Origin of the sequence: Maribacter ulvicola, assembly GCF_900155985.1 — a bacterium.
GTDB classification, from domain to species: domain Bacteria; phylum Bacteroidota; class Bacteroidia; order Flavobacteriales; family Flavobacteriaceae; genus Maribacter; species Maribacter ulvicola.
Genome location: NZ_FTMA01000001.1, coordinates 717437 through 738624, shown reverse-complemented (window position 1 = coordinate 738624; position 21188 = coordinate 717437). Strand labels below are relative to the sequence as shown.

General features: G+C 35.3%; 21 protein-coding genes. 9 read left to right on the top strand and 12 right to left on the bottom strand.

The genetic code is table 11. The features are described 5' to 3' along the window. Positions 1–65: 65 nt before the first annotated feature. Positions 66–257: a cold-shock protein gene (locus tag BW936_RS03220; protein ID WP_076546874.1), complete on the top strand. Its 192-nt coding sequence runs from the start codon at positions 66–68 to the stop codon at positions 255–257. 70 nt (positions 258–327) lie between these two features. Here the strand turns inward: BW936_RS03220 and BW936_RS03215 are convergent, their stop codons facing one another. Beyond that, a complete protein-coding gene (locus BW936_RS03215; protein WP_076546873.1) occupies positions 328–771 on the bottom strand; it encodes a nucleoside deaminase in 444 nt (147 codons plus the stop codon). Positions 772–834: 63 nt separating this feature from the next. On the opposite strand from BW936_RS03215, the gene BW936_RS03210 reads away from it, so the two are divergent. Together BW936_RS03210 and BW936_RS03205 are read left to right on the top strand one after the other, a co-directional pair. Then, the gene (locus tag BW936_RS03210) at positions 835–2601 is read left to right on the top strand and encodes a 1-deoxy-D-xylulose-5-phosphate synthase (RefSeq protein WP_076546872.1); all 1767 of its coding nucleotides are present in this window, start codon (positions 835–837) and stop codon (positions 2599–2601) included. After that, complete coding sequence (locus BW936_RS03205) at positions 2598–3740, top strand: DUF3078 domain-containing protein (RefSeq protein WP_076546871.1); 1143 nt, start codon at positions 2598–2600, stop codon at positions 3738–3740. The genes BW936_RS03210 and BW936_RS03205 overlap by 4 nt, the downstream gene beginning before the upstream one ends. Here the strand turns inward: BW936_RS03205 and BW936_RS03200 are convergent. Continuing rightward, positions 3737–5080 (bottom strand): deoxyguanosinetriphosphate triphosphohydrolase, encoded by a 1344-nt coding sequence (locus tag BW936_RS03200; protein ID WP_076546870.1) that lies wholly within the window; start codon positions 5078–5080, stop codon positions 3737–3739. The genes BW936_RS03205 and BW936_RS03200 overlap by 4 nt on opposite strands. Positions 5081–5253: 173 nt before the next feature. On the opposite strand from BW936_RS03200, the gene BW936_RS03195 reads away from it, so the two are divergent. The 3 genes from BW936_RS03195 to BW936_RS03185 all read left to right on the top strand — a co-directional run bounded on the left by BW936_RS03195 (position 5254) and on the right by BW936_RS03185 (position 8898). Continuing rightward, on the top strand, positions 5254–5652 hold the full coding sequence (locus BW936_RS03195; RefSeq protein ID WP_084181961.1) for a carboxypeptidase-like regulatory domain-containing protein: 399 nt from the start codon (positions 5254–5256) through the stop codon (positions 5650–5652). A gap of 229 nt (positions 5653–5881) precedes the next feature. Further along, entirely contained in the window at positions 5882–8149 is a 2268-nt protein-coding gene (locus BW936_RS03190) for an inorganic phosphate transporter (RefSeq protein WP_076546868.1), read from the top strand. A gap of 29 nt (positions 8150–8178) precedes the next feature. Then, positions 8179–8898, top strand: a complete 720-nt coding sequence (locus tag BW936_RS03185; protein WP_076546867.1) for a DUF6503 family protein — start codon at positions 8179–8181, stop codon at positions 8896–8898. Here BW936_RS03185 and nadD read toward each other — a convergent pair. From nadD to BW936_RS03155, 6 genes are all read right to left on the bottom strand, one after another. After that, complete coding sequence (gene nadD, locus BW936_RS03180) at positions 8895–9479, bottom strand: nicotinate (nicotinamide) nucleotide adenylyltransferase (protein WP_076546866.1); 585 nt, start codon at positions 9477–9479, stop codon at positions 8895–8897. The two genes, BW936_RS03185 and nadD, sit on opposite strands and share 4 nt — an antisense overlap. 6 nt (positions 9480–9485) lie before the next feature. Further along, positions 9486–10067: a guanylate kinase gene (gene gmk / locus BW936_RS03175; RefSeq protein ID WP_076546865.1), complete on the bottom strand. Its 582-nt coding sequence runs from the start codon at positions 10065–10067 to the stop codon at positions 9486–9488. Beyond that, positions 10068–10925, bottom strand: coding sequence for a YicC/YloC family endoribonuclease (locus tag BW936_RS03170; RefSeq protein WP_076546864.1), 858 nt, complete (start codon positions 10923–10925; stop codon positions 10068–10070). A 131-nt stretch (positions 10926–11056) separates the two neighbouring features. Then, the gene (locus BW936_RS03165; RefSeq protein ID WP_076546863.1) at positions 11057–11884 is read right to left on the bottom strand and encodes a 3-keto-disaccharide hydrolase; all 828 of its coding nucleotides are present in this window, start codon (positions 11882–11884) and stop codon (positions 11057–11059) included. A 12-nt stretch (positions 11885–11896) separates the two neighbouring features. Next, a complete protein-coding gene (locus BW936_RS03160; RefSeq protein WP_076546862.1) occupies positions 11897–12637 on the bottom strand; it encodes a 3-keto-disaccharide hydrolase in 741 nt (246 codons plus the stop codon). A 12-nt stretch (positions 12638–12649) separates the two neighbouring features. After that, positions 12650–13702, bottom strand: a complete 1053-nt coding sequence (locus tag BW936_RS03155) for a sugar phosphate isomerase/epimerase family protein (RefSeq protein WP_076546861.1) — start codon at positions 13700–13702, stop codon at positions 12650–12652. 435 nt (positions 13703–14137) lie between these two features. On the opposite strand from BW936_RS03155, the gene BW936_RS03150 reads away from it, so the two are divergent. Beyond that, positions 14138–14599 carry an ASCH domain-containing protein gene (locus BW936_RS03150; RefSeq protein ID WP_076546860.1) on the top strand — a complete coding sequence of 154 codons (462 nt, stop codon included), beginning with the start codon at positions 14138–14140 and terminating at the stop codon, positions 14597–14599. A gap of 65 nt (positions 14600–14664) precedes the next feature. Here BW936_RS03150 and BW936_RS03145 read toward each other — a convergent pair whose 3' ends face one another. From BW936_RS03145 to BW936_RS03130, 4 genes are all read right to left on the bottom strand, one after another. After that, positions 14665–15804 carry a Gfo/Idh/MocA family protein gene (locus tag BW936_RS03145; protein ID WP_076546859.1) on the bottom strand — a complete coding sequence of 380 codons (1140 nt, stop codon included), beginning with the start codon at positions 15802–15804 and terminating at the stop codon, positions 14665–14667. 151 nt (positions 15805–15955) lie between these two features. After that, entirely contained in the window at positions 15956–17185 is a 1230-nt protein-coding gene (locus tag BW936_RS03140) for a nucleoside permease (RefSeq protein ID WP_076546858.1), read from the bottom strand. Next, a complete protein-coding gene (locus tag BW936_RS03135; protein ID WP_076546857.1) occupies positions 17186–17629 on the bottom strand; it encodes a DinB family protein in 444 nt (147 codons plus the stop codon). A 17-nt stretch (positions 17630–17646) separates the two neighbouring features. Next, positions 17647–18639, bottom strand: coding sequence for a sugar phosphate isomerase/epimerase family protein (locus tag BW936_RS03130; protein WP_076546856.1), 993 nt, complete (start codon positions 18637–18639; stop codon positions 17647–17649). 172 nt (positions 18640–18811) lie between these two features. Here BW936_RS03130 and BW936_RS03125 point away from each other — a divergent pair, with 172 nt between their 5' ends. Together BW936_RS03125 and BW936_RS03120 are read left to right on the top strand one after the other, a co-directional pair. After that, a complete protein-coding gene (locus tag BW936_RS03125) occupies positions 18812–20524 on the top strand; it encodes a GMC oxidoreductase (RefSeq protein WP_076546855.1) in 1713 nt (570 codons plus the stop codon). Continuing rightward, on the top strand, positions 20524–21171 hold the full coding sequence (locus tag BW936_RS03120) for a gluconate 2-dehydrogenase subunit 3 family protein (RefSeq protein ID WP_076546854.1): 648 nt from the start codon (positions 20524–20526) through the stop codon (positions 21169–21171). The genes BW936_RS03125 and BW936_RS03120 overlap by 1 nt, the downstream gene beginning before the upstream one ends. Positions 21172–21188: the final 17 nt, after the last annotated feature.

Genomic DNA, 21188 nt, shown 5'->3' with positions numbered 1-21188 from the left:
CATTTTTCTACCAATCCACAGGAAAAAATATTAAATTAGAATGTTAATATTAAAATTTCAATACAATGATTGGTACCGTCAAATTTTACAATGAATCTAAAGGTTATGGATTTATAACCAATGAAGAAACTGGAAAGGATATTTTTGTTCATGCCACCGCTTTACATGGCACAGAAATTAAAGAAGGTGACAAAGTAAGCTACGAAGAGGAAGAAGGAAGAAAAGGTACTGTTGCCGGGCAAGTACAGGTATTATAATTAATTTTCTTTTTTACTAAAAAATTAGATGACCACGCTTTTGCGTGGTTTTTCGTTTATGTTCAAAGTACTATTTTCTTTTTTTCTCAAAAAACTGTTGCAATAATCGCGCTGCTTGATCCTCAAGAATACCACCCAATATTTTAGTTTTAGGGTGAAGCGTAGTTCCCATTACTCCACATCCGCGATGCAGATCTGTTGCTCCATAGACTATTTTACCAATTTGACTCCAATACAAAGCTCCCGCGCACATTTGGCAAGGCTCTAGGGATACATATAGCGTGCAGTCCTTAAGATATTTTCCACCTAAAAAATTAGCGGCCGAAGTAATGGCTTGCATTTCTGCATGTGCAGTAACATCGTTTAACTTTTCCGTAAGATTATGCGCTCTGGCAATGATTCTATCTTGAACTACAATAACTGCACCCACGGGCACTTCACCAGCTTCAAGTGCATATTCTGCTTCTTGAAGTGCCTTTTTCATAAAATAAGTATCATCATAAGGTAAAACCATAGGTTCAAAAATACGATAGTTTCATTTTTAAAAAAGTATTTTTGTCTCCATTATACCCACAGTTTGAAATCGATACTAGAACATATCAATTCTCCTAACGACCTTAAATCTTTAAAAGAAAAAGATTTAGAGCAATTGGCCGTTGAGCTACGTGAATTTATAATTGATATTGTTTCTGTAAAAGAAGGCCATTTGGGTGCCAGTCTAGGTGTTGTAGAATTGACCATAGCACTGCACTATGTTTTTAACACACCAGTAGACAAGCTTATTTGGGATGTTGGCCACCAAGCATACGGACATAAAATACTGAGCGGTAGAAAAGATGTTTTTGATACCAATAGGCAACTGGGCGGTATAAGTGGCTTCCCCAAAATGCAAGAAAGCGAATATGACGCTTTTGGCACTGGACACAGCTCCACCTCTATTTCTGCTTTATTAGGTATGGCTTTGGCAGCGCAATTACAAGGAAAATTACGAAGACAACATATTGCGGTAATAGGAGATGCATCTATAGCCAGTGGTATGGCTTTTGAGGGTTTAAACCATGCAGGCGTCACCAATGCCAATATTCTAGTGGTACTTAATGACAATGCTATGGGAATAGACCCCAGTGTAGGTGCATTAAAAAAATACTTGACCAACGTAAAAACAGGTACCGCAAAAGAAGAGAATATTTTCGAGTGCCTTAATTTTCATTATTCAGGTCCTGTAGACGGTCATGATTTACCAATTTTAGTGCAGGAATTAGAACGATTACAAAAAATTGAGGGACCAAAATTATTACATGTCATTACCACCAAAGGTAAAGGCTTGCAAAAGGCAGAGGAAAACCAGGTTACGTACCATGCCCCTGGTAAATTTGACAAACAAACAGGAGAACTACAAAAGAAAACCAGTATTGCCGAACCACCTAAATACCAAGATGTTTTTGGTAAAACGTTAGTAGAACTTGCTCAAAAGAATGAAAAAATTGTAGGTATAACTCCCGCCATGCCAACGGGTAGTTCTTTAAAATTTATGATGGAAACCATACCGGATCGCGCTTTTGATGTTGGTATTGCAGAACAGCACGCGGTAACCTTAGCTGCAGGTATGGCTACAGACGGTTTAGTCGTATTCTGTAATATTTACTCCACATTTCTACAACGCGCCTATGATCAAGTAATACATGATGTAGCTATACAGAATTTACCCGTTATTTTTTGTTTGGATCGTGCTGGCCTGGTAGGTGAAGACGGACCAACACATCACGGTGTATTTGATATTTCATATTTAAGATGCATTCCAAACCTTATCGTTTTCTCTCCATTAAATGAAATTGAACTGCGCAATATCATGTACACGGCACAATTAGGATTAGACCATCCTATTGCCATTAGATATCCGCGTGGTAGAGGAAATTTGATTCATTGGCAAGTGCCAATGGAGAAACTTGCCATTGGAAAAGGTCATATTTTAAAAGAAGGAACCAAAATAGCCATATTAAGCACAGGACCAATTGGAAATATGGCATCAAATTTGATGTCAGAATTAGACCAACATGGAGCCATTGCACATTATAATTTTCCATTCATTAAACCACTGGACACTATTTTGTTAAAAGAAATCCTACAGAAATACGAGCATATTATTACACTAGAAGATGGCTCAGCTATTGGCGGATTTGGTAGCGCTGTATTAGAATTTGCAAATAATATTGGAATCTATAAAATAATTAAGATATTTGGTATTCCTGATTACTTTATTACACATGGGCCAACCGAAAAACTGTATAAAAAAGCAGGAATAGATAAGATGTCCGTAAAACAATATGTACAACAATTTCTATGAAAAGAATAGCTTCAAAATCGCTTAAATTTCTGCTTCCGTTACTTTTTTTGGTAACCAACCTATCTTACGGTCAAGACACCATACCCGCCCCAATTGTTATCGACAGCGTTTCTATTGATACCATTGCCTTCGATACCATTGCCTTCGACACCATTGTTATTCGCAGAACACTAGATAAAATCTATTCCCCCAGAAAAGATGTAAATCTTCAAATACCGAATATCGATTTTAAAAAAACCAAGACACTTCAAAAAGGTTTTCAGCGCTTTAGAGTGCCTTCATTCTGGGAAACTGAAAATAGTTTTGGTATTAATATGAGCGAAGTAGCTTTTATTAACTGGAAATCTGGTGGTGACAATGCCATAAGCGGCCTTGGGTTTTTAAAATTTGCAAGGAAATATAAGTTTAGTCATTTCGAGTGGGAAAACAACTTAGAGTTGCGTTACGGATTAAACGCACAAGAAGGACGCAAACTCAGAAAAACAGAAGATGTTATACGTTTAACTTCTAACCTTGGCTATAAAAGAGAAAATGATAGCAGGTGGTTTTACTCGGTTCAATTAAATTTTAACACCCAGTTTTCTAATGGATATAAGTATCCTGATAGAAGTAACCCCATTTCAAGATTTATGGCTCCTGGTTATCTTTTGTTCGGTGCGGGGACATCATTTATATCCAAAGAGAAAAAGTTTAATCTATATCTTTCTCCATTAACCCAAAAATCAACTCTGGTTTTAGATCAAAATTTGGCTAATAATGGAGCTTTTGGTGTTCAAAAAGCCGTTTTAGATGCAGATGGCAATATTATTACACCAGGAAAAAACCATTTATTAGAACTTGGTATTCTGATCACCAATAATTTCAACTATAATATTGCCGACAATATTGAATTAAAAAATAGATTAAATCTATATACCGATTATACTAAAAGTTTTGGAAATGTAGATGTTGATTGGGAGCTTACCTTAAAGATGAAGGTTAACAAATTTATAAGCACCAGCTTAGGAACACAACTAATTTATGATGACGATATTCTTTTTGATGTGGTGAAAAACGATAACGGCACCATCGTAAATGCTGGAACGCCTAAAATACAATTTAAACAAGTATTGGGCGTAGGTCTCCTTTATGGTTTCTAAAGTGTCTTCCCCTTAATTTTATTGTGCATGTGTACTGCGGCGCTATCTGATAAACTAGCTACATAACAACATGTATTCAAAACTATTTGATAAAGTGATACATTAGTAGCTTGATAAAATCCTGGCAGGGTTCTTAATATAAGTTTATGGTAATTAGATGCGGTATTGTTTTTCTTACCGATCAAAGCATCAATGTAAACATCTAAAATATCAGAAATAATGGTATAGCCAGCTATCTCCTTCTCTAATACTTCTTGAGATTGGTATATTTTCTGAACGCTTAAGCTTATGATATCTTCAATTTGCGCTTTAAATTTACTTTTATCCAACAAAGAAACTTCAAAGGTGCCGTTCAAGATACTTTCTTCATGTTCAATAAAAATAGCAACCGCATCTTGTATTAAAGTGTTGATTGCCAAAGCCCGTAAATAGCTAAGCCTATCTTCCATATACTCCAAAGAATTGTACTTTTTGGTGTTTATGGTGTCCTTTACCAGTTTTATTAAGTATTCTAAAGCATAATCCTCAGAAATGAGTCCTAAATTAATACCATCTTCAAAGTCAATGATGGTATAACAAATATCATCTGCGGCTTCCACTAGAAACGTTAAAGGATGTCTGCCAAAAGAAATAGTACCATCATCACTTCTACTATGCAACCCTAAATCTTCAGCAATCTCTTTAAAAATATGTTTTTCACTTTGAAAGAAACCAAATTTTTTATCACAGATATGATTTGTAGGTTTTTTAGGTAAAGACTCTTTTGGGTATTTCATAAAAGCACCCAATGTGGCATTGCTTAAACGTAGTCCGCCAGAAACCCCTGCTCTATCTTGGGTCAATAACCGGAATCCGTTAGCATTACCTTCAAAATCGATAATATCTTGATATTCCTCTTCTGACAGAAGTTCTTTAAATTTTATTCCGTTTCCGGTTTTAAAATATTCACCGATCGCTTTTTCCCCACTATGACCAAAAGGAGGGTTTCCTATATCATGAGCTAATGCCGCGGCAGCCACAATGCCACCAAAATCATTGAATTGATATCCATGAATTTCTTTTAGATATGGGTGTTTTTCAATTATTTTTTTTCCGGCCAACCTACCTAAACTTCTACCCACCACAGAAACTTCTAGGCTATGGGTCAATCTAGTATGTACAAAATCGGTTTTTGACAAAGGGATTACCTGGGTCTTATCTTGAAGACTTCTAAAAGCGGAAGAAAATATAATACGATCATAATCAACATCAAACCCTAAACGAGTTTCATCTTGTTCATTTCGTAACCTCTTATTAACATCTCCTTGTCTTCTTAAAGATAATAATTGCTCCCAATTCATGCGTGTCATTTTAAAGCTTGCAAGATACAGTATTTGCGGATATTGATACTAAAAGTATCAATCACAGTAAAAAGTTAATTGCTAGAACCTTAACCTTTAAAACATATATTGATAATCCTCACGTAACCTTATCTTAACTTTAGGTTGTTTTCTTTGTGCCAGTTATTTAACACATGAAAAAACTATATATTCTGCTCGCTTTAATGATTTGTTCTTTGTCTTTTGCACAAGGGACCAGTTCTATTAAAGGTAAAATTTTAGATGGTGAGTTTTCAAACGAACCCTTACTAATGGCTTCGGTAACCATAAACACTGGTGCCCGATCTACCCAAACAAATTTTAGAGGTAATTTTGAATTTAATGATATATCTGCCGGCACGTATAATATCACAGTTCAATTTGCCGGCTATGAACCAAGTCACTTAAAAATAACAGTTAAAGAAGGGGAGCCCGCCCAAATTCTGGAAACCTTGTACGCCAAACGATTCTCACCGCCTTCTACAGCTAAAATAAGCTCTTCTACAGAAGATGCCTTAAGCAGTTCAATATTACTCGCTAACCAAACGAGGTAATTTCATAACAAATTTATTTACTAGATTCCCATACCGTTAGTGTTGAAAAGTGGTTTTAAAATCAAGACAAAAATTCTTTTTTCAAAGAAATTAGTATTTTCATCAACTAAACTTAGTTTCTTTGCAACTATTAATCATCATTACAAAGCAAACAAAATTAACTTCATAACCTTTTTTTAACGTTAATGATAATTTATAATATCATTTTTGTTCCTTATTTAAATTATTGATGGGCGAGAACATATATTTATTCATGATTATTGCTTTGGCAGTTTTAGCCATAACAGATTTAATTGTAGGCGTTAGTAATGATGCCGTCAATTTTTTAAATTCAGCAATAGGATCAAAAGCAATTTCCTTTAAAACAATTATGCTAGTTGCCAGTGTAGGTATAGCCTTTGGGGCAGTATCTTCTAGTGGCATGATGGAAGTTGCCCGAAAAGGAATTTTTAATCCGTCAGAGTTCGTATTTGCAGAAATCATGATCGTGTTTATGGCCGTTATGATTACCGATATTCTCTTACTGGATTTTTTTAACACCTTAGGTATGCCAACTTCAACCACCGTATCTATTGTTTTTGAACTATTAGGTGCAGCTGTTGCCATATCATTGGTTAAAATTTATTCAGGAGATGGTAATTTCACCCATCTTTCCAATTATATAAATACAGATAAGGCTACTGAAATTATAATTGGCATTTTATTATCAGTTGTCATTGCTTTTACCATTGGTGCCATTGTACAATTTTTTACCAGGGTTTTACTATCGTTCAAATTCAATGATAAGCCTAAATGGGTAGGCGCCATTTTTGGCGGTATGGCGGTTACTGCAATTATATATTTTATTCTTATCAAAGGCCTTAAGGGTACCTCTATAATAAGCCCGCAAGCATCTTTGTTCATTGGAGAAAATCCAGAGTTATTTATATTAGGTAATTTCTTGCTATGGTTTATACTATCATGGCTGGCAACAACTTTCATGAAATGGAACATTTATACGATAATTATTATTCTAGGCACTTTTGCCTTGGCTATGGCTTTTGCAGGTAATGATTTAGTTAACTTTATTGGTGTTCCCTTGGCCGCTTACGAATCTTTCTTGAGTTGGTCAGATTCTGGCCAGTTGGCTTCTGAGTTTAATATGAAAGGGCTGGCAGTAGCTGTGCAAACACCTACTTATTTGCTACTGGCATCTGGCGTTATTATGGTAATTACGCTATGGTTTTCATCCAAAGCAAAAAATGTGGTCAAAACAAGTGTAGATCTCTCAAGGCAAGATGAAGGAGATGAACGTTTTGAACCCAATTATTTATCTAGGCAAATTGTAAAATTCTCTATAAAGGCATCTGAAAATTTAAACGGAATAATGCCAGTTTCATTTCAAAACCGCATTAACAAACAATTTATAAAACCAACTTCATATGCTCAAAAGGCAAAAGCAAAGGATCAACCCGCTTTTGACTTAATTAGAGCTTCTGTAAACTTAATGGTTGCAAGTGTACTAATTTCCCTTGCTACATCATTAAAACTACCTTTATCCACTACATACGTAACTTTTATGGTAGCTATGGGTACATCTTTGGCAGATAGGGCCTGGGGTTCTGAAAGTGCCGTATACAGAGTTGCCGGTGTATTAAATGTCATTGGCGGATGGTTCTTTACAGCAATAGTAGCATTCGTAGCTGCGGCCATAATCGCTTACATTATTCATCTAGGCGGTATTTATGCAATTAGCGCATTACTAATATTTGCCTTTGTGTTGATTGGTAAAAATTACCTTTCACATACCAAGAAATTAAAAGAGACTAAAGAAGAAGAAATTTTAGAACGCGCAGAAAGTAGTTCTATTCAAGGTGTTATTGAAGAGAGCGCTAAGAATATTGCCAATGTCGTCAAAAGAGCTAATAAAATATACTCTAATTCTATTAACGGACTAGCAAAACAAGACCTCAGCTCCCTTCACAAAAATAAAAAGCAAGGAGCAAAATTAGCCAATGAAATTGAAGATTTAAGAAACCACACCTTTTACTTTATCAAAAACCTAGAAGAAGCTCATATTGGCGCCAGTAATTTCTACATTAATGCAATGGGGCATTTAACGGATATTTCGCAGTCATTGGAATATATTGGAAAAGTAAGCCATAAGCATGTTAACAATAACCATAAGAAATTAAAATACAACCAAATAAAAGAACTTAAGCAAATAGATATAAAATTAGCTGAGATTTTAGATAATACCTACCATGCTTTTGAAGAAAGATCTTTTGAAAAAATTGGCAACATTCTTAATAACAAGCAAGAATTGTACGATTTGGTTTCTCAAAAAATAAGCTTACAAGTAGAGCGCACAAGGTCAGAAGAATCAAGTCCTAAAAACACAACATTATATTTCACTATCTTGCTTGAAACAAAAGATTTAATGACCGCGACCATGAATCTGTTAGAACTGTATTACAAAGAGCACGATGCCGATGTTAAACCGGCTACGCTAGATTAAATTAGCTGCTCATTAAATAAAACGTACTTATGAAATATTTCTTGCTATCTTTTTTCATGCTGTCCGGAGTTTTAAGCTATGCCCAAGAAATAACCGGTAATGAATTATTAGAACGCGCAATAGCCTTTCATGACCCAGAAGACCATTGGTCTAGCTTTAAGGGCAAAATGCTTATTGAGATGGAGAATCCAAAAGGTAGCCTACGAAGTACGATCGTAGAAATGAAATTACCTAACAACTATTTCAAAACTACCGTCACCAAAGACAATTACGTTATTGAATCTGAATTAAATAATGATACCTGTACATTAAAACTAAATGGTAGTACTTCTATTTTCCCCAAGATAAAAGATAGTTTAAACATTAGCTGTGACCGTGCTAAAATGATGAAAAACTACTATACCTACCTATATGGATTACCAATGAAGTTAAAGAACCCAGGAACCATTATAGATGATAAGGTTATTAAGAAAACCTTTAAAGGTAAATCATATTTAGTATTGAAAGCTACGTATGAAAAAGAAGTAGGTAACGATACTTGGTATTTCTACTTTGACCCAAAAACCTACGCTATGGAAGTCTATCAATTTTTTCATGATGAAAGTAAGAACGACGGAGAATACATTTTACTTTCAGAGTTAATTACCGTAAACGGAATTAAAATACCTAAAGTACGTAAGTGGTATTATAATAAAGGGGATGTATTTTTAGCAACCGATAACTTGCGCAAAGCAAACACTATAAATTAACGATAAAAATTCATCTCATCCATATATTTCCACACTTCTACTGGTAATAAAGGTTTAATATTCTTACCGTTTTTATGCTCTTTGCGAATGAATGTTGAAGAGATTTCCATGATAGGTGCATTTACCCTATGTATCTTTTTATGGTCCTTAAATTGATGCTCAACAGCCCCTTTAGATATTCTTGGGTACACATATAAATGATGAAGATCTAATATCATCTCATAATTCTTCCATTTATGAAAACTTTTTAAATTGTCCTCACCCATAATCAATGAAAAATCATATCCTTCAGGGTATTTCTCCCCTAAATGCACTAAGGTGTTTATGGTGTAATTTGGTTGTGGTAAATTAAATTCAATAGTACTGGGCTTCAGCTTATCATACCCTTTGGTTGCCTCATAGACCATATCAAATCTCTGATGGTTATCCAAAAGAGATTTCTTAGCCTTAAACGGACTTTGAGGTGTTACTACGAACCAAACTTCATCTAAGTCCGAAAACTCCACCATATGATTCGCTATAGCCAAATGTCCTATATGAATAGGGTTAAAGGTACCAAAGTATAGTCCTACCTTTTTCATCTGTCCTTATTCTTTATCGTTAGAAATGAAAGATGCTACTAAATCTACTGATTCCTTCAAGGCCACATCAAGATCATAATTCTTAATCACTTTATCAAACTGTGGTGCCGTTGCCAATTCTACCGATGCCTTTGCAATACGCATATTTATTTTGTCTTCGCTTTCCGTACTACGTTTCTTAAGCCTGATTTTAAGTTCATCTACACTTGGCGGCTTAACAAAAACAGCCAATGTTTGATCCGGAAACTTCTTTTTTATTCTTAGTCCACCAACAACGTCAATATCAAAAATAACGTTCTTGCCTTCTGCCCATAGCCGTTCTACTTCGCTTTTCAACGTACCATAAAAGTTATCCCTATAAACTTCTTCCCACTCTAAAAAATCATCGTTCTTGATATGATTTTTAAACTCGGAAACAGACATAAAATAATAATGCTCCTTATTTTTTTCCTTACCTCTTCTTGGGCGCGAAGTTGCAGATACAGAAAAAGCCAAATTTAATTCTGGCTTTTTCAATAAATGGCGTACAATGGTTGTTTTTCCACTTCCTGAAGGCGCAGAAAAAATAATTAATTTTCCACCTTTCATCTATAGTACATTTAGCATTTGTTCTTTAATTTTTTCTAGTTCATCTTTCATTTGAACTACTATTTGCTGCATAGGGGCAAAGTTTGCCTTAGAACCGATCGTATTTATTTCACGACCTATTTCTTGAGCAATGAATCCTAGTTTTTTACCGTTACTGTCATCTGATTGTAATGTTTTACTGAAGTAATCTAAATGATTTGCCAAACGTACCTTTTCTTCGGTAATATCATATTTCTCTAAATAATAGATAAGCTCTTGTTCAAATCTGTTTGCATCTAAATCTGCCTTAATATCTTGTACCGCTTTTTCTAAACGCTCACGAATGGTAGCTTGTCTATCTGGATCAATACGTACAACCTCTTCTAATAATTTCTTTAAAGAAGATATTCTAGCTAGAAAATCTTTTTCTAACACACTACCTTCTTCAGATCTAAACTCATTGATTTCTACCAGGGCGCCTTTTAATGCTTCTTTGATAGCTTCGTATTCAGATTCATCTATATCTTCCTTATCGGTCTTCATAGCATCAGGAAAACGTAATGCCATCTCTAACAATCTAAGGTCATCCCCATCAGCAATATTTTTCAATTGATTCATGTACTGCTTAACCGCTTCTTCATTAACCTGGGTAGAGGTTGTATCTCCAGTAAGTTCCACATATAAGTTAAAATCTACTTTTCCTCGCAATAATGAATTAGCGACCAATTTTCTTAGTTCCAATTCTTTTTCACGGTAGCTTGAAGGCATACGAGCGTTTAAATCAATACTTTTACTATTAAGAGATTTTATTTCTACCGTAATTTTTTTATTAGGCAATTGAACTACATGCTTTCCAAAGCCGGTCATTGATTGAATCATAAATACATTTTAGATATAGACAAAGGTAAGGTAAATGAAAATTTCAATCTCAATCACCTTTCCTGATATAATTAACAAAGGAGCAAACAAAATATATTTTGCTTACTCCTTAATTTTTAGATGTTAAAACCTTATAGCTCTCTGACCCAAATATTTCTAAAGCTCACACGACTATCATCGCCGTGATCTTGCAACATTAATGGGCCTTTACCATGAGCTGGGTTCTTAGGCCAGCCAACGTAAGGCGTAGTACCTTTAAGCTCCACATGATCCTGAACTAAGATTCCGTTGTGAATAACCGTGATATCACCCGATTTTATTTTACCCCCATCCTCATTAAATTCTGGTGCGTGATAAATAATATCATATGTATTCCAATCACCAGTTGGCACAGAGGCCATAGCCAAAGGAACATGCTGCTTGTAGATAGAAGCCACTTGTCCATTTACGTACGTAGGGTTATCATTTTGATCCAATATTTGAACTTCATAGATACCATTTAAAAAAACACCACTATTCGCTCTATTTTGATTGTCTCTTTGCACAGGTAAAGGAGATTTCCATTCTATATGCAATTGTACATCGCCAAAATGCTGCTTAGTCTGTATGTTGCCGGTTTTGTCATTTACCGTCATGCTACCATCTTTGTTCAAATGCCATTTAACGGCAGAACTATCTTTAATACTTATCCAATTATCAAAGTTTGTACCATTAAAAAGCACAATAGCATCACTAGGTGTAGCACCTAAACCAGCTGGCTTCACCACTGGTACTTTAGGCTCATAAAACTCAGTACCTTCAGGAGTTGTAGGCTCTTCACCCATATACTCTTCATGTACAATGACATTATCCTTTTCTTTAGTATCTACACTATCAACCGTATTTTGCGGTACTTTTTCTTGACAAGAAACAACACCTAAAATAGCCAATACTACTATTAACGAGTATTTAAATTTCATATGTAAATACGTTTAAAGTTGCTTGATTTTTATATTTCTAAAAGACACTATATCATGGTGATCTTGCAATCCTATTTTACCGGTGGTGTATTTTCCAAATCCGTCCCAACCTGCAAACTTAGAATTTGCAACCATAGCATTCCATTCTTCATTTGCTACAGGAAACGTTACTATTTCTGTACCGTTCAACACTACATTGCCTTTGTGTTCTTTATGGTTTACGGTGATGACCATTGTATTCCACTCACCAACTGGTTTAGTAACATCTTTTGCGGGAGAAACCATATCATACAGCGCACCTGCTTGATGTGTTGTACCAGCTTTTGCATCAGGATGCTTGTCATTATCCAATATTTGGATTTCAGGACCTGTTTGGTATCCCGCACCAAAATTTTCATTTTCACTAACCCCCCAAAAAACACCACTATTACCGGCCTCTGATATTTTCCAATCTAATTGCAATACAAAATTGGTATACTCTTGTCTGGTAACCAGGTCATGGTTTTTGTTTTTTTTCCCTTTCGCAGGTGGCGTAAATACTAATGCCTCACCCTCAATTTTCCAAGCATCGCTAACCTCGTTTGTTTTAAAGCCTTTCCATTTCTCCAGCGAAGTGCCGTTGAACAAAACCTCCCATTCATTTTCTACAGCAGTAACCTTTTCATCTATAACAGCTTCAGAGGTTTCTTTTTTTTCTTGTTTACAAGCAATGAATGCCAACAAACAAGCTACACTTACCAATACCTTCTTCATTTATCTTCTATTTTAAATTCCTAACATTTTTTTCAACATTTCCTTATCTATATCTCCACCTGCGAAATCATCAAAAGTTTTTTCGGTTGCTTCTATAATATGATCCGCAATGAATTTAGCTCCTTCTCGTGCACCTTGCTCTGGACTCTTAATACAACATTCCCATTCCATAACCGCCCAAACATCACAACCATATTGTGTTAATTTAGAGAATATGGTTTTAAAATCTATCTGTCCGTCACCTAATGAACGATATCTACCTGCTCTATCGCCCCAATCATTATAACCACCAAAAGCACCTTTTTTTCCTGTTGGGTTAAATTCTGAATCCTTCACATGAAAAGATTTTATAAACTCATGGTAATGATCAATGTATGTAATATAATCTAACTGTTGCAGTACAAAATGACTTGGATCATAAAGAATATTTACTCTTTTATGATTTCCCGTAGCTTCCAGAAAACGCTCAAAAGTGTCGCCATCATGTAAATCTTCCCCAGGATGAATTTCATAACAAACGTCTACTCCTTCTTTATCAAAATGATTTAAGATTGGCGTCCATCTTTTTGCCAACTCCTCAAAGCCCATTTCTACTAGACCAGCTGGTCTTTGAGGCCAAGGATGCATGGTATGCCACAATAAAGAACCAGAAAAAGTAGCATGAACATTCAACCCAAGTCTTCTACTTGCCGTTGCCGCTTTTTTAACAGTTTCTATTGCCCATTGTGTTCTTGCTTTAGGGTTTCCTTGTACATTTTTAGGAGCGAAAGAATCAAACATTAAATCATACGCAGGGTTTACAGCCACCAATTGCCCTTGTAAATGCGTAGAAAGTTCTGTTATTTCCAATCCGTAAGAGTTCACCTTGGCCTTTAACTCATCACAATAATCCTGGCTTTCCGCAGCCTTATCCAAATCTATTAAAAAACTTTCCCAGGTAGGAATCTGAATTCCTTTATAACCAAGGTCAGCTGCCCATTTACAAATACCATCTAAACTATTGAACGGGGCTTTACTGTCTACAAACTGTGCCAAGAATACGGCTGGTCCTTTGATTGTTTTCATAAAAATATACTATCTATTGTTGATTTAGTTGTTGAAAATAGACACGTAAAATGTGTCAAAATATATTATATTTAAGAATTGTAAGGGGTTCCTCTCCATACATGGGAGATTTGCTATAAATATAGGAAATACCATCAAAAAAAGATAAAAATTCAAGCATGAATAAAGGGGGAGGTATTTAACACTATTGAGACTGGAACAAAAATTATCGGTAAGATAATCTCTAAAGAATTAGTAACGAATTACTTAATAAACTTTTTTATTAAAACAACTACAACCCTAAAGCATATTAAATAGTAACCATAATAGCTTTGATCAAAAAAAACAATAAACCTTACGGACAAGCAATTATAAGCAGGTAAATTTTTCTGCTCTTAAAATTAAATAGAAACTAAAACGTTTATACACTCCAACACTTAAAATAAATTATTATTTATGGAAAATGCATCGGCTAGAAACATGTGGGGCACCTATTTAAAAAATCATCTCGAAGATGTCTTCCATGAAACCCCAAAAACGATGTTTTTTGGCGACAACCAATATGACGCCGACCAAAATGCCAAATTCACAAAAAGCGGAGAAAAGAAAGCAATCTCCCGTTCATTATTAGGCCTACAAAATAGAAAAGAACCTTTACCAAAAATTGGAGATTACATAGTAGTTACTGATTGGAACGGCGAAGCGCAATGTATTATAGCAACTACGGGGGTAACACTTAAACCGTATTTTAGCATTGATGCTTCTTATGCTCAATTAGATGTATATGATGCTATATCCTTAGACCGTTGGAAAAATTATTATTGGGATTTTTTTACAAGGGAATTACAAGCATTTAATAGAAACCCTAAGGAAAGCATGATAGTTGTATGTCAAAAATTTGAAACAGTATACACTTGATCAACATTGCACTAAAACAAAAGAGCCGCAAATTGCGACTCTTTTTTATTCTTTCTTATTCTTTATTAGTTTTCTAATGCTATCCAAGTATTTCCATTTTTGTGAGAATCTACGGTAGCCTCTATAAAGTTCATCCCTCGAACACCATCGGTCATTGTTGGAAATTCTCCACTATTGTACTCCTGGCCTCTAATAGCTTTGGCTACACCTTTATAAATATTGGCCATAGAATCAAAAATACCTTCTGGATGTCCTGCAGGTAATTTAGTACCATCTAAAGACAATTCAGAATTATAGGCATGACCAGGCTTGTAGATCTGTGTTGGTTCGGTATCACTTAACTTGTACAGAAAGTTAGGTCTTTCTTGTTCCCAACGAAAAGCCCCCTTCTCTCCATAAATAGAAATAGCCAGTCCATTTTCTTCACCAGTAGCAACTTGGCTACCTCTTATCACCCCTTTTACATGATCCCCCAAACGTATAAGCACGGTACCATCTACATCCATCTGGTTATCTTCATACAGATAATTAAAATCGCAAAGTAGTTCGTTCACTTTAAGTCCCGTAGTATATTCAATCATATTAAAGGCGTGCACCCCTATATCTGCCATACAAGAACTAATACCGGCTTTTTTAGGGTCTAATCTCCAAACCGAAGATCTTTTCTCTTTATCATGAATAATAGTATTGATCCATCCTTGATAATATACCGCATCTACTTTATGAATTTTCCCTAACGCACCTGATTTGATCATTTCACGCATTTGGCGTACCATTGGGTAACCCGTATAGGTATGTGTTAGCGCAAAAACAGTACCTGCTCTTTCATGAGATTTTTGCAGGTCTTTAGCTTCTTCCAAATTAGTGGTCATTGGTTTTTCACAAATAACGCTAAAACCATTATCCAATAATTTCTTGGCCATAGGGTAATGCAAAAAATTTGGCGTTAGAATGGAACACACCTGTATGCGTTCATCTTCCGGAAGTTTCAATTCCTCTTCAACTAAAGTATCAAAGTCCTTATAAATTCTGTTTAAAGGAATATCTATTTCTTTTGCAAAAGCTAAATTAGCATCATGGTCAGGGTTAAAAACAGCCCCTGTAATTTCATAATTATCATTGATAAAAGCTGCTACTCTATGTAATACACCTATCAACGAATCTCCACCTCCACCTAATATTCCTAATCGTATTTTCTTTGGCATTTTTATAATTATTTAATTTGAAAATTTATTTGTTTAAAATTCCTTCTGATTTGTTTTATTGTTTGATAATTTATAACTCGTTATTCCAATAAAATATGGATACATTATAACATGAATCACAATTTTCAGGCATTGAAATTAAAGAATTTATCTAAGATTGATATTCAATTTTCTCTGTTTTGAAGAAAATTGCGAACAAAATAAATACAGCTAGCGCAAAACCAGCAGGATACATCCAAATGGTTTTCCAAAGGTGTTTACCATCTTCTAATAGGTACGTGGTAGATATTTTACCGGCAACCCAAAAACCTATTAACATACCCACGCCATAAGTAGCTAATGTAATGAGTCCTTGTGCAGAACTTTTAAATTTATCACCTGCTTTATTATCGGTATAAATTTGCCCAGATACAAAGAAAAAATCATAACATATACCATGGAGTGCAATACCAACTATTAACATGAAACCAAGTTCGTTAACATCACCGAATGCAAATAACAAGTAACGTACCACCCAGGCTGCCATAGCTACCAATATGGTTTTCTTAAATCCGAATTTGGTAAAGAACAAAGGAAGTAACAACATGAATGCAATTTCAGATATTTGACCCAAGGTCATTTTACCTGTAGGATTATCCATCCCTATTTCTACTAGAAAAGGATTTGCGTTTTGATAATAGAACGCCAGTGGTATACATATTAGAACCGAAGAAATAAAGAAGACCAAAAAGTTCTTATCCTTAAATAAACTCAAAGAATCTAGCCCTAATATTTCTTTTACACCAAGTTTTTCTGAACTAGCAGCTTTTGGTAAGGTTTTGGGCAATGTAAAACTGAACAACCCTAAGATCAAAGATGCTACAGCCGTCATTAAAAATGTATTTTTAAGCAGACCTCTACCTATATTCTCCCCTTGATCCCAGCTAAAAATATAGCTTATAGAAAGTCCGGCGACAATCCATCCAACAGTTCCAAAAACACGGACCATAGAAAACTCTTTTGCAGGATTCCTCATTTGGTTAAATGATACCGAATTAACCAATGCCAAGGTTGGCATATATAAAATCATATACGCTAAAACCAAAATATAAAAATCACTGAATGCTGAACTTTGGTACATAAAATACATAAGTACGGCACCCAAAAGGTGTAAGGTTCCCAAAATTCTTTCTGCATTAAAATAACGGTCGGCAATTATACCAATAACAAAGGGAGCGATAATAGCTCCCCATGATTGTGTTGAAAATGCCAAGGCTATTTCACCATCTGTTGCTTTTAAATTGTTTCCTAAAAACGTTCCTAGAGTTACAAACCACGCACCCCAAATAAAGAATTCTAAAAACATCATAAAGCAAAGCTGTGCTCTAACTTTATTTTTCATCTATCTTTTATAATAAATATAATCTAAGCATATAGAAGTTTCATCATTACTTCTCGCATCTACATTGATTTGCCCTCTGCAATTTGTAGCGTGATTGATAATATGAAAAAGAATATCTTTTAAACTATTAGCGAACTGTCGCCCCTCTGAATTCTCATAATCTATATGCTTATCAAAATTACCAGCATTGGTAACTATGTTGAACGAACTACGTTGATTTTCGTAATGGATATTTGCCCAATCTTTTACATCATGCTCTTGCCAAACCTCAAAACCGACAGGTTCATTTAAGATTCTTGCATTCCAAATATGATGTGTATTTAAGATATGACTAAATAGACGCATTGATTCTGTTGGCACCGTATTTATCGCCGAATAATGCTCGATCAGCTTTTTATTACAATGAAAATTATAGTCAAAAATTTCGTTAAAAAAAGCCTCCATAAATCATAATCTTAAGATTACTCTATTTCATTTGCTGCCTTTATCAATAAATCTCTAGTAGCAATGATTCCTTCTTCTTCACTAATTTCAGAACCTTCATATTCTACACCAATAAAACCTTTGTAACCTGCATCTTTTACAATTTTCAACATTTGCACATAATCTATACCCGTGTCATAACCATCTGCATCAAAATTATTAGATTTTGCACTTACCGCCTTTGCATATGGCATTAGTTCTTTTACACCTTTATATTTATCATATTCTTTTGCGCAATCCCAACTATCTGGTTTACGTTCAATGCAGAAATTTCCAAAATCTGGAAGACTACCACAGTTATCCATGTTCACCTTTTTCAAAACCTGAGCTTGAAGTTCACCGTTAGAAGATAGGCCTCCGTGATTTTCTACTAATATATTAATATTTTTTGTTTTTGCATAAGTCGCTAATTTTGTAAGTCCATCTACCGAGTTCTTGATCCATTGCTCAGGAACGTTACTACCGCTTAGGTTTACTCTTATGGCATGACAACCCATAGCTGCTGCGGCATCTACCCATTTTTTATGTTTTTCAACCGTTTTGTTTCGCTCTGCTTCATCACTAACGGCCAAATTACCTTGACCATCTATCATAATCAAAACATTCTTCATGCCATGTTTTTTTGCCTCTTCGTTAGATTTTGCAACGAAATTGGCCATCGCCTCATCAGAATAGTTGGCTTTTTCCAATTCTGGGTTATATAATTGGCTAACATATTCCAATCCTGTAAACCCCCAGTTCTTAGCTTTCTCAGCAAATGAATATGGATCTACACCATCTTCTCTGATCATTTTATGAATAGACCACTGTGCTAAAGATAACTCGAAAAACGGTTCCGTGTTAGCAGTCTTTTCGCCTATCTCAGCAGTTTCTACTTTTTCTTTTTTCGTTTCCTTACAAGCGTAAGTTGTTAATAACGAGATTCCAATTACAACAGCCGAAGCCATTCTGATAAAACTTTTTCTTTTCATTTTTGGTAATTTGTTGTTGTTTGAATTATAATCTTAAGCTTTTGAGCCAAAATTATTACTTGGTTTATTAATCATGCAAGATGCTAATTTTAGAGGATTTCGCAATAAGATTAAACAATAAATGTATAGAATTAACTTTATATTTAATAAATTTAGAGAATAAACAACTTTTATGAGCAAATTTTATTACAATGAAGAGCAGGACTCCTATGATGCTATAGTTGTAGGAACAGGAATCAGTGGCGGTTGGGCCGCAAAAGAATTATGCGAAGCAGGCCTTAAAACACTAGTCTTAGAACGTGGTCGTATGGTAAAACATATAGAAGATTACGAGACTGCGAATATGGACCCATGGGATTTTCCTAATGCCGGTCAACCTACTAAAAAAATCATAGAGCAACAACCAAAACAAAACAGAACGGGATATACTACCAACCAGGCGAGTAACATGTGGTTTGTAAATGATTTAAAACACCCATATAACGAAACTAAACGATTCGATTGGATGAGAGGCTATCATCTAGGAGGTCGTTCTCTACAATGGGGACGTCAAAGCTACCGTTTAAGTGATATTGATTTTGAAGCCAACAAAAAAGAAGGTATTGCCATAGATTGGCCTGTGCGCTATAAAGATATTGCACCTTGGTACGACAAAGTTGAGGAGTATATTGGCGTAAGTGGCGAAAATTTAGGTCTAGAACAATTACCAGACGGTAAATTTTTACCAATGATGGATTTAAATTGTGTAGAACAAGAATTTCGTGATAAAGTTGCTGAAAATTTTGACGGTCGTGTAGTAACTGCAGGAAGAACTGCCCACATTACAGGAACCAAGCAATTTGACGGTAGAAGTAAATGTCAATTTAGAAATAGATGTATTAGAGGCTGTCCTTTTGGAGCATACTTCAGCAGTTTATCTTCTACGTTGCCCGCAGCTGAAGCTACCGGTAATATGACACTTAGGCCTGATTCAATTGTACATGAGGTAATTTATGACCCAAAAACCAAGAAAGCTACAGGTGTTAAGGTAATTGACTCAAATACCAAAGAAACTTTTGAATTTAAAGCCAAGGTTATTTTCTTGTGCGCATCTGCAATTGCATCTACTTCTATATTAATGCAATCTAAATCTGAAAGCTTCCCTAATGGCATGGGTAATGAATCTGATCAATTAGGACGTAATATTATGGACCACCAACTTCAAGTAGGTGCTTCTGGCAAGTTCGACGGATTTGAGGATAAGTATTATAAAGGTAGAAAGCCTAGTGGAATTTATATTCCAAGATTTAGAAACCTAGGCGGAGATTCTGATAGAAAAGATTATAAGAGAGGATTTGGCTATCAAGGTGGAGCCTCTAGAGGTAACTGGGAAGAATCTATTGCCGAACTATCTCACGGTAAAGACTTAAAAGATGCCGTTTTAAAACCAGGCGGATGGACATTTGGTATGATGGGCTTTGGAGAGGTACTACCTTATGAAAACAACAGGTTCACTTTAGACTACGATAAACTGGATGATTGGGGTCTACCAACGGTAACTTTTGATGCCGAACTTCAAGAAAACGAACTTAAAATGCGTAAAGATATTTTAGAGTCGGCCGTTGATATGCTAGAAAAAGCCGGACTTAGAGATGTAAAAGGTTATGATAACGAAAGTGCCTTAGGTTTAGGAATCCATGAAATGGGTACAGCCCGAATGGGCAGAGACAGAAAAACATCTGTTTTAAACGGAAACAACCAATTACATGATGTACCTAATGTATATGTAACCGATGGGTCATTTATGACCTCTGCCAGTTGCGTAAATCCATCATTAACATATATGGCCTTTACGGCTAGAGCTGCAGATCATGCGGTTAAGGAACTTAAAAAAGGAAACATATAATGAATAGAAGACGCGTATTAAAAAATATGGGGCTGTCACTTGGATATATGGTGGCTACCCCAACCCTATTATCTATCGTACAAAGTTGTAAAAGTGAGCCTGCCATTAGCTGGACTCCTGAATTTTTAACACAAACGGAAGGTAACATATTAACGACACTGGTAGACATCATTTTACCAAAAACGGATACCCCTGCTGCCTCTGAAGTACAAGTCGATATTTTCATAGACAAGTTTGCACAAGATGTCATGGAAAAGGAACAACAAGAGTTCCTAAAGATGTCCATGAAAAAATTCATTGACAAAGCATTGGTAGATACCGGTAAAGAAAAAGCTGAAGATTTAACTACTGAAGACCTAGAACCTGTTTTAGCTAAATCATTAAAATACACTAAAGACCAACAAGCAGAAATGTTTGAGACCATCAACAGCTATACTAAGGCCATATCCGAAGGTACCACGGCAGAATTAGAGGATGAGATATCTAGATTTGCTTTTTCCAATAACTTAAGAGGAATGACCATTTGGGGATATAAAGCCTCTGAGTACGTAGGCGAAAAGGTATTGGCATATTTACCTGTACCAGGAGAATATATACCTTGTGGCGACCTACAGGAGCTTACAGAAGGTAAGGCCTGGTCTTTATAATCAACTAATATTTTAAT

Excerpts from the sequence above, each read along its gene's own strand:
- BW936_RS03155 (WP_076546861.1), bottom strand. The coding sequence starts at position 13,702 with ATGAAAACAATCAAAGGACCAGCCGTATTCTTGGCACAGTTTGTAGAC.
- nadD (WP_076546866.1), bottom strand. The coding sequence starts at position 9,479 with ATGAAAAAGGTAGGACTATACTTTGGTACCTTTAACCCTATTCATATA.
- BW936_RS03140 (WP_076546858.1), bottom strand. The coding sequence starts at position 17,185 with ATGAAAAATAAAGTTAGAGCACAGCTTTGCTTTATGATGTTTTTAGAA.
- BW936_RS03200 (WP_076546870.1), bottom strand. The coding sequence starts at position 5,080 with ATGAATTGGGAGCAATTATTATCTTTAAGAAGACAAGGAGATGTTAAT.
- BW936_RS03185 (WP_076546867.1), top strand. The coding sequence starts at position 8,179 with ATGAAATATTTCTTGCTATCTTTTTTCATGCTGTCCGGAGTTTTAAGC.
- BW936_RS03220 (WP_076546874.1), top strand. The coding sequence starts at position 66 with ATGATTGGTACCGTCAAATTTTACAATGAATCTAAAGGTTATGGATTT.
- gmk (WP_076546865.1), bottom strand. The coding sequence starts at position 10,067 with ATGAAAGGTGGAAAATTAATTATTTTTTCTGCGCCTTCAGGAAGTGGA.
- BW936_RS03205 (WP_076546871.1), top strand. The coding sequence starts at position 2,598 with ATGAAAAGAATAGCTTCAAAATCGCTTAAATTTCTGCTTCCGTTACTT.
- BW936_RS03215 (WP_076546873.1), bottom strand. The coding sequence starts at position 771 with ATGGTTTTACCTTATGATGATACTTATTTTATGAAAAAGGCACTTCAA.
- BW936_RS03160 (WP_076546862.1), bottom strand. The coding sequence starts at position 12,637 with ATGAAGAAGGTATTGGTAAGTGTAGCTTGTTTGTTGGCATTCATTGCT.
- BW936_RS03165 (WP_076546863.1), bottom strand. The coding sequence starts at position 11,884 with ATGAAATTTAAATACTCGTTAATAGTAGTATTGGCTATTTTAGGTGTT.
- BW936_RS03190 (WP_076546868.1), top strand. The coding sequence starts at position 5,882 with ATGGGCGAGAACATATATTTATTCATGATTATTGCTTTGGCAGTTTTA.
- BW936_RS03130 (WP_076546856.1), bottom strand. The coding sequence starts at position 18,639 with ATGAAAAGAAAAAGTTTTATCAGAATGGCTTCGGCTGTTGTAATTGGA.
- BW936_RS03195 (WP_084181961.1), top strand. The coding sequence starts at position 5,254 with ATGAAAAAACTATATATTCTGCTCGCTTTAATGATTTGTTCTTTGTCT.
- BW936_RS03150 (WP_076546860.1), top strand. The coding sequence starts at position 14,138 with ATGGAAAATGCATCGGCTAGAAACATGTGGGGCACCTATTTAAAAAAT.
- BW936_RS03120 (WP_076546854.1), top strand. The coding sequence starts at position 20,524 with ATGAATAGAAGACGCGTATTAAAAAATATGGGGCTGTCACTTGGATAT.
- BW936_RS03170 (WP_076546864.1), bottom strand. The coding sequence starts at position 10,925 with ATGATTCAATCAATGACCGGCTTTGGAAAGCATGTAGTTCAATTGCCT.
- BW936_RS03135 (WP_076546857.1), bottom strand. The coding sequence starts at position 17,629 with ATGGAGGCTTTTTTTAACGAAATTTTTGACTATAATTTTCATTGTAAT.
- BW936_RS03125 (WP_076546855.1), top strand. The coding sequence starts at position 18,812 with ATGAGCAAATTTTATTACAATGAAGAGCAGGACTCCTATGATGCTATA.
- BW936_RS03145 (WP_076546859.1), bottom strand. The coding sequence starts at position 15,804 with ATGCCAAAGAAAATACGATTAGGAATATTAGGTGGAGGTGGAGATTCG.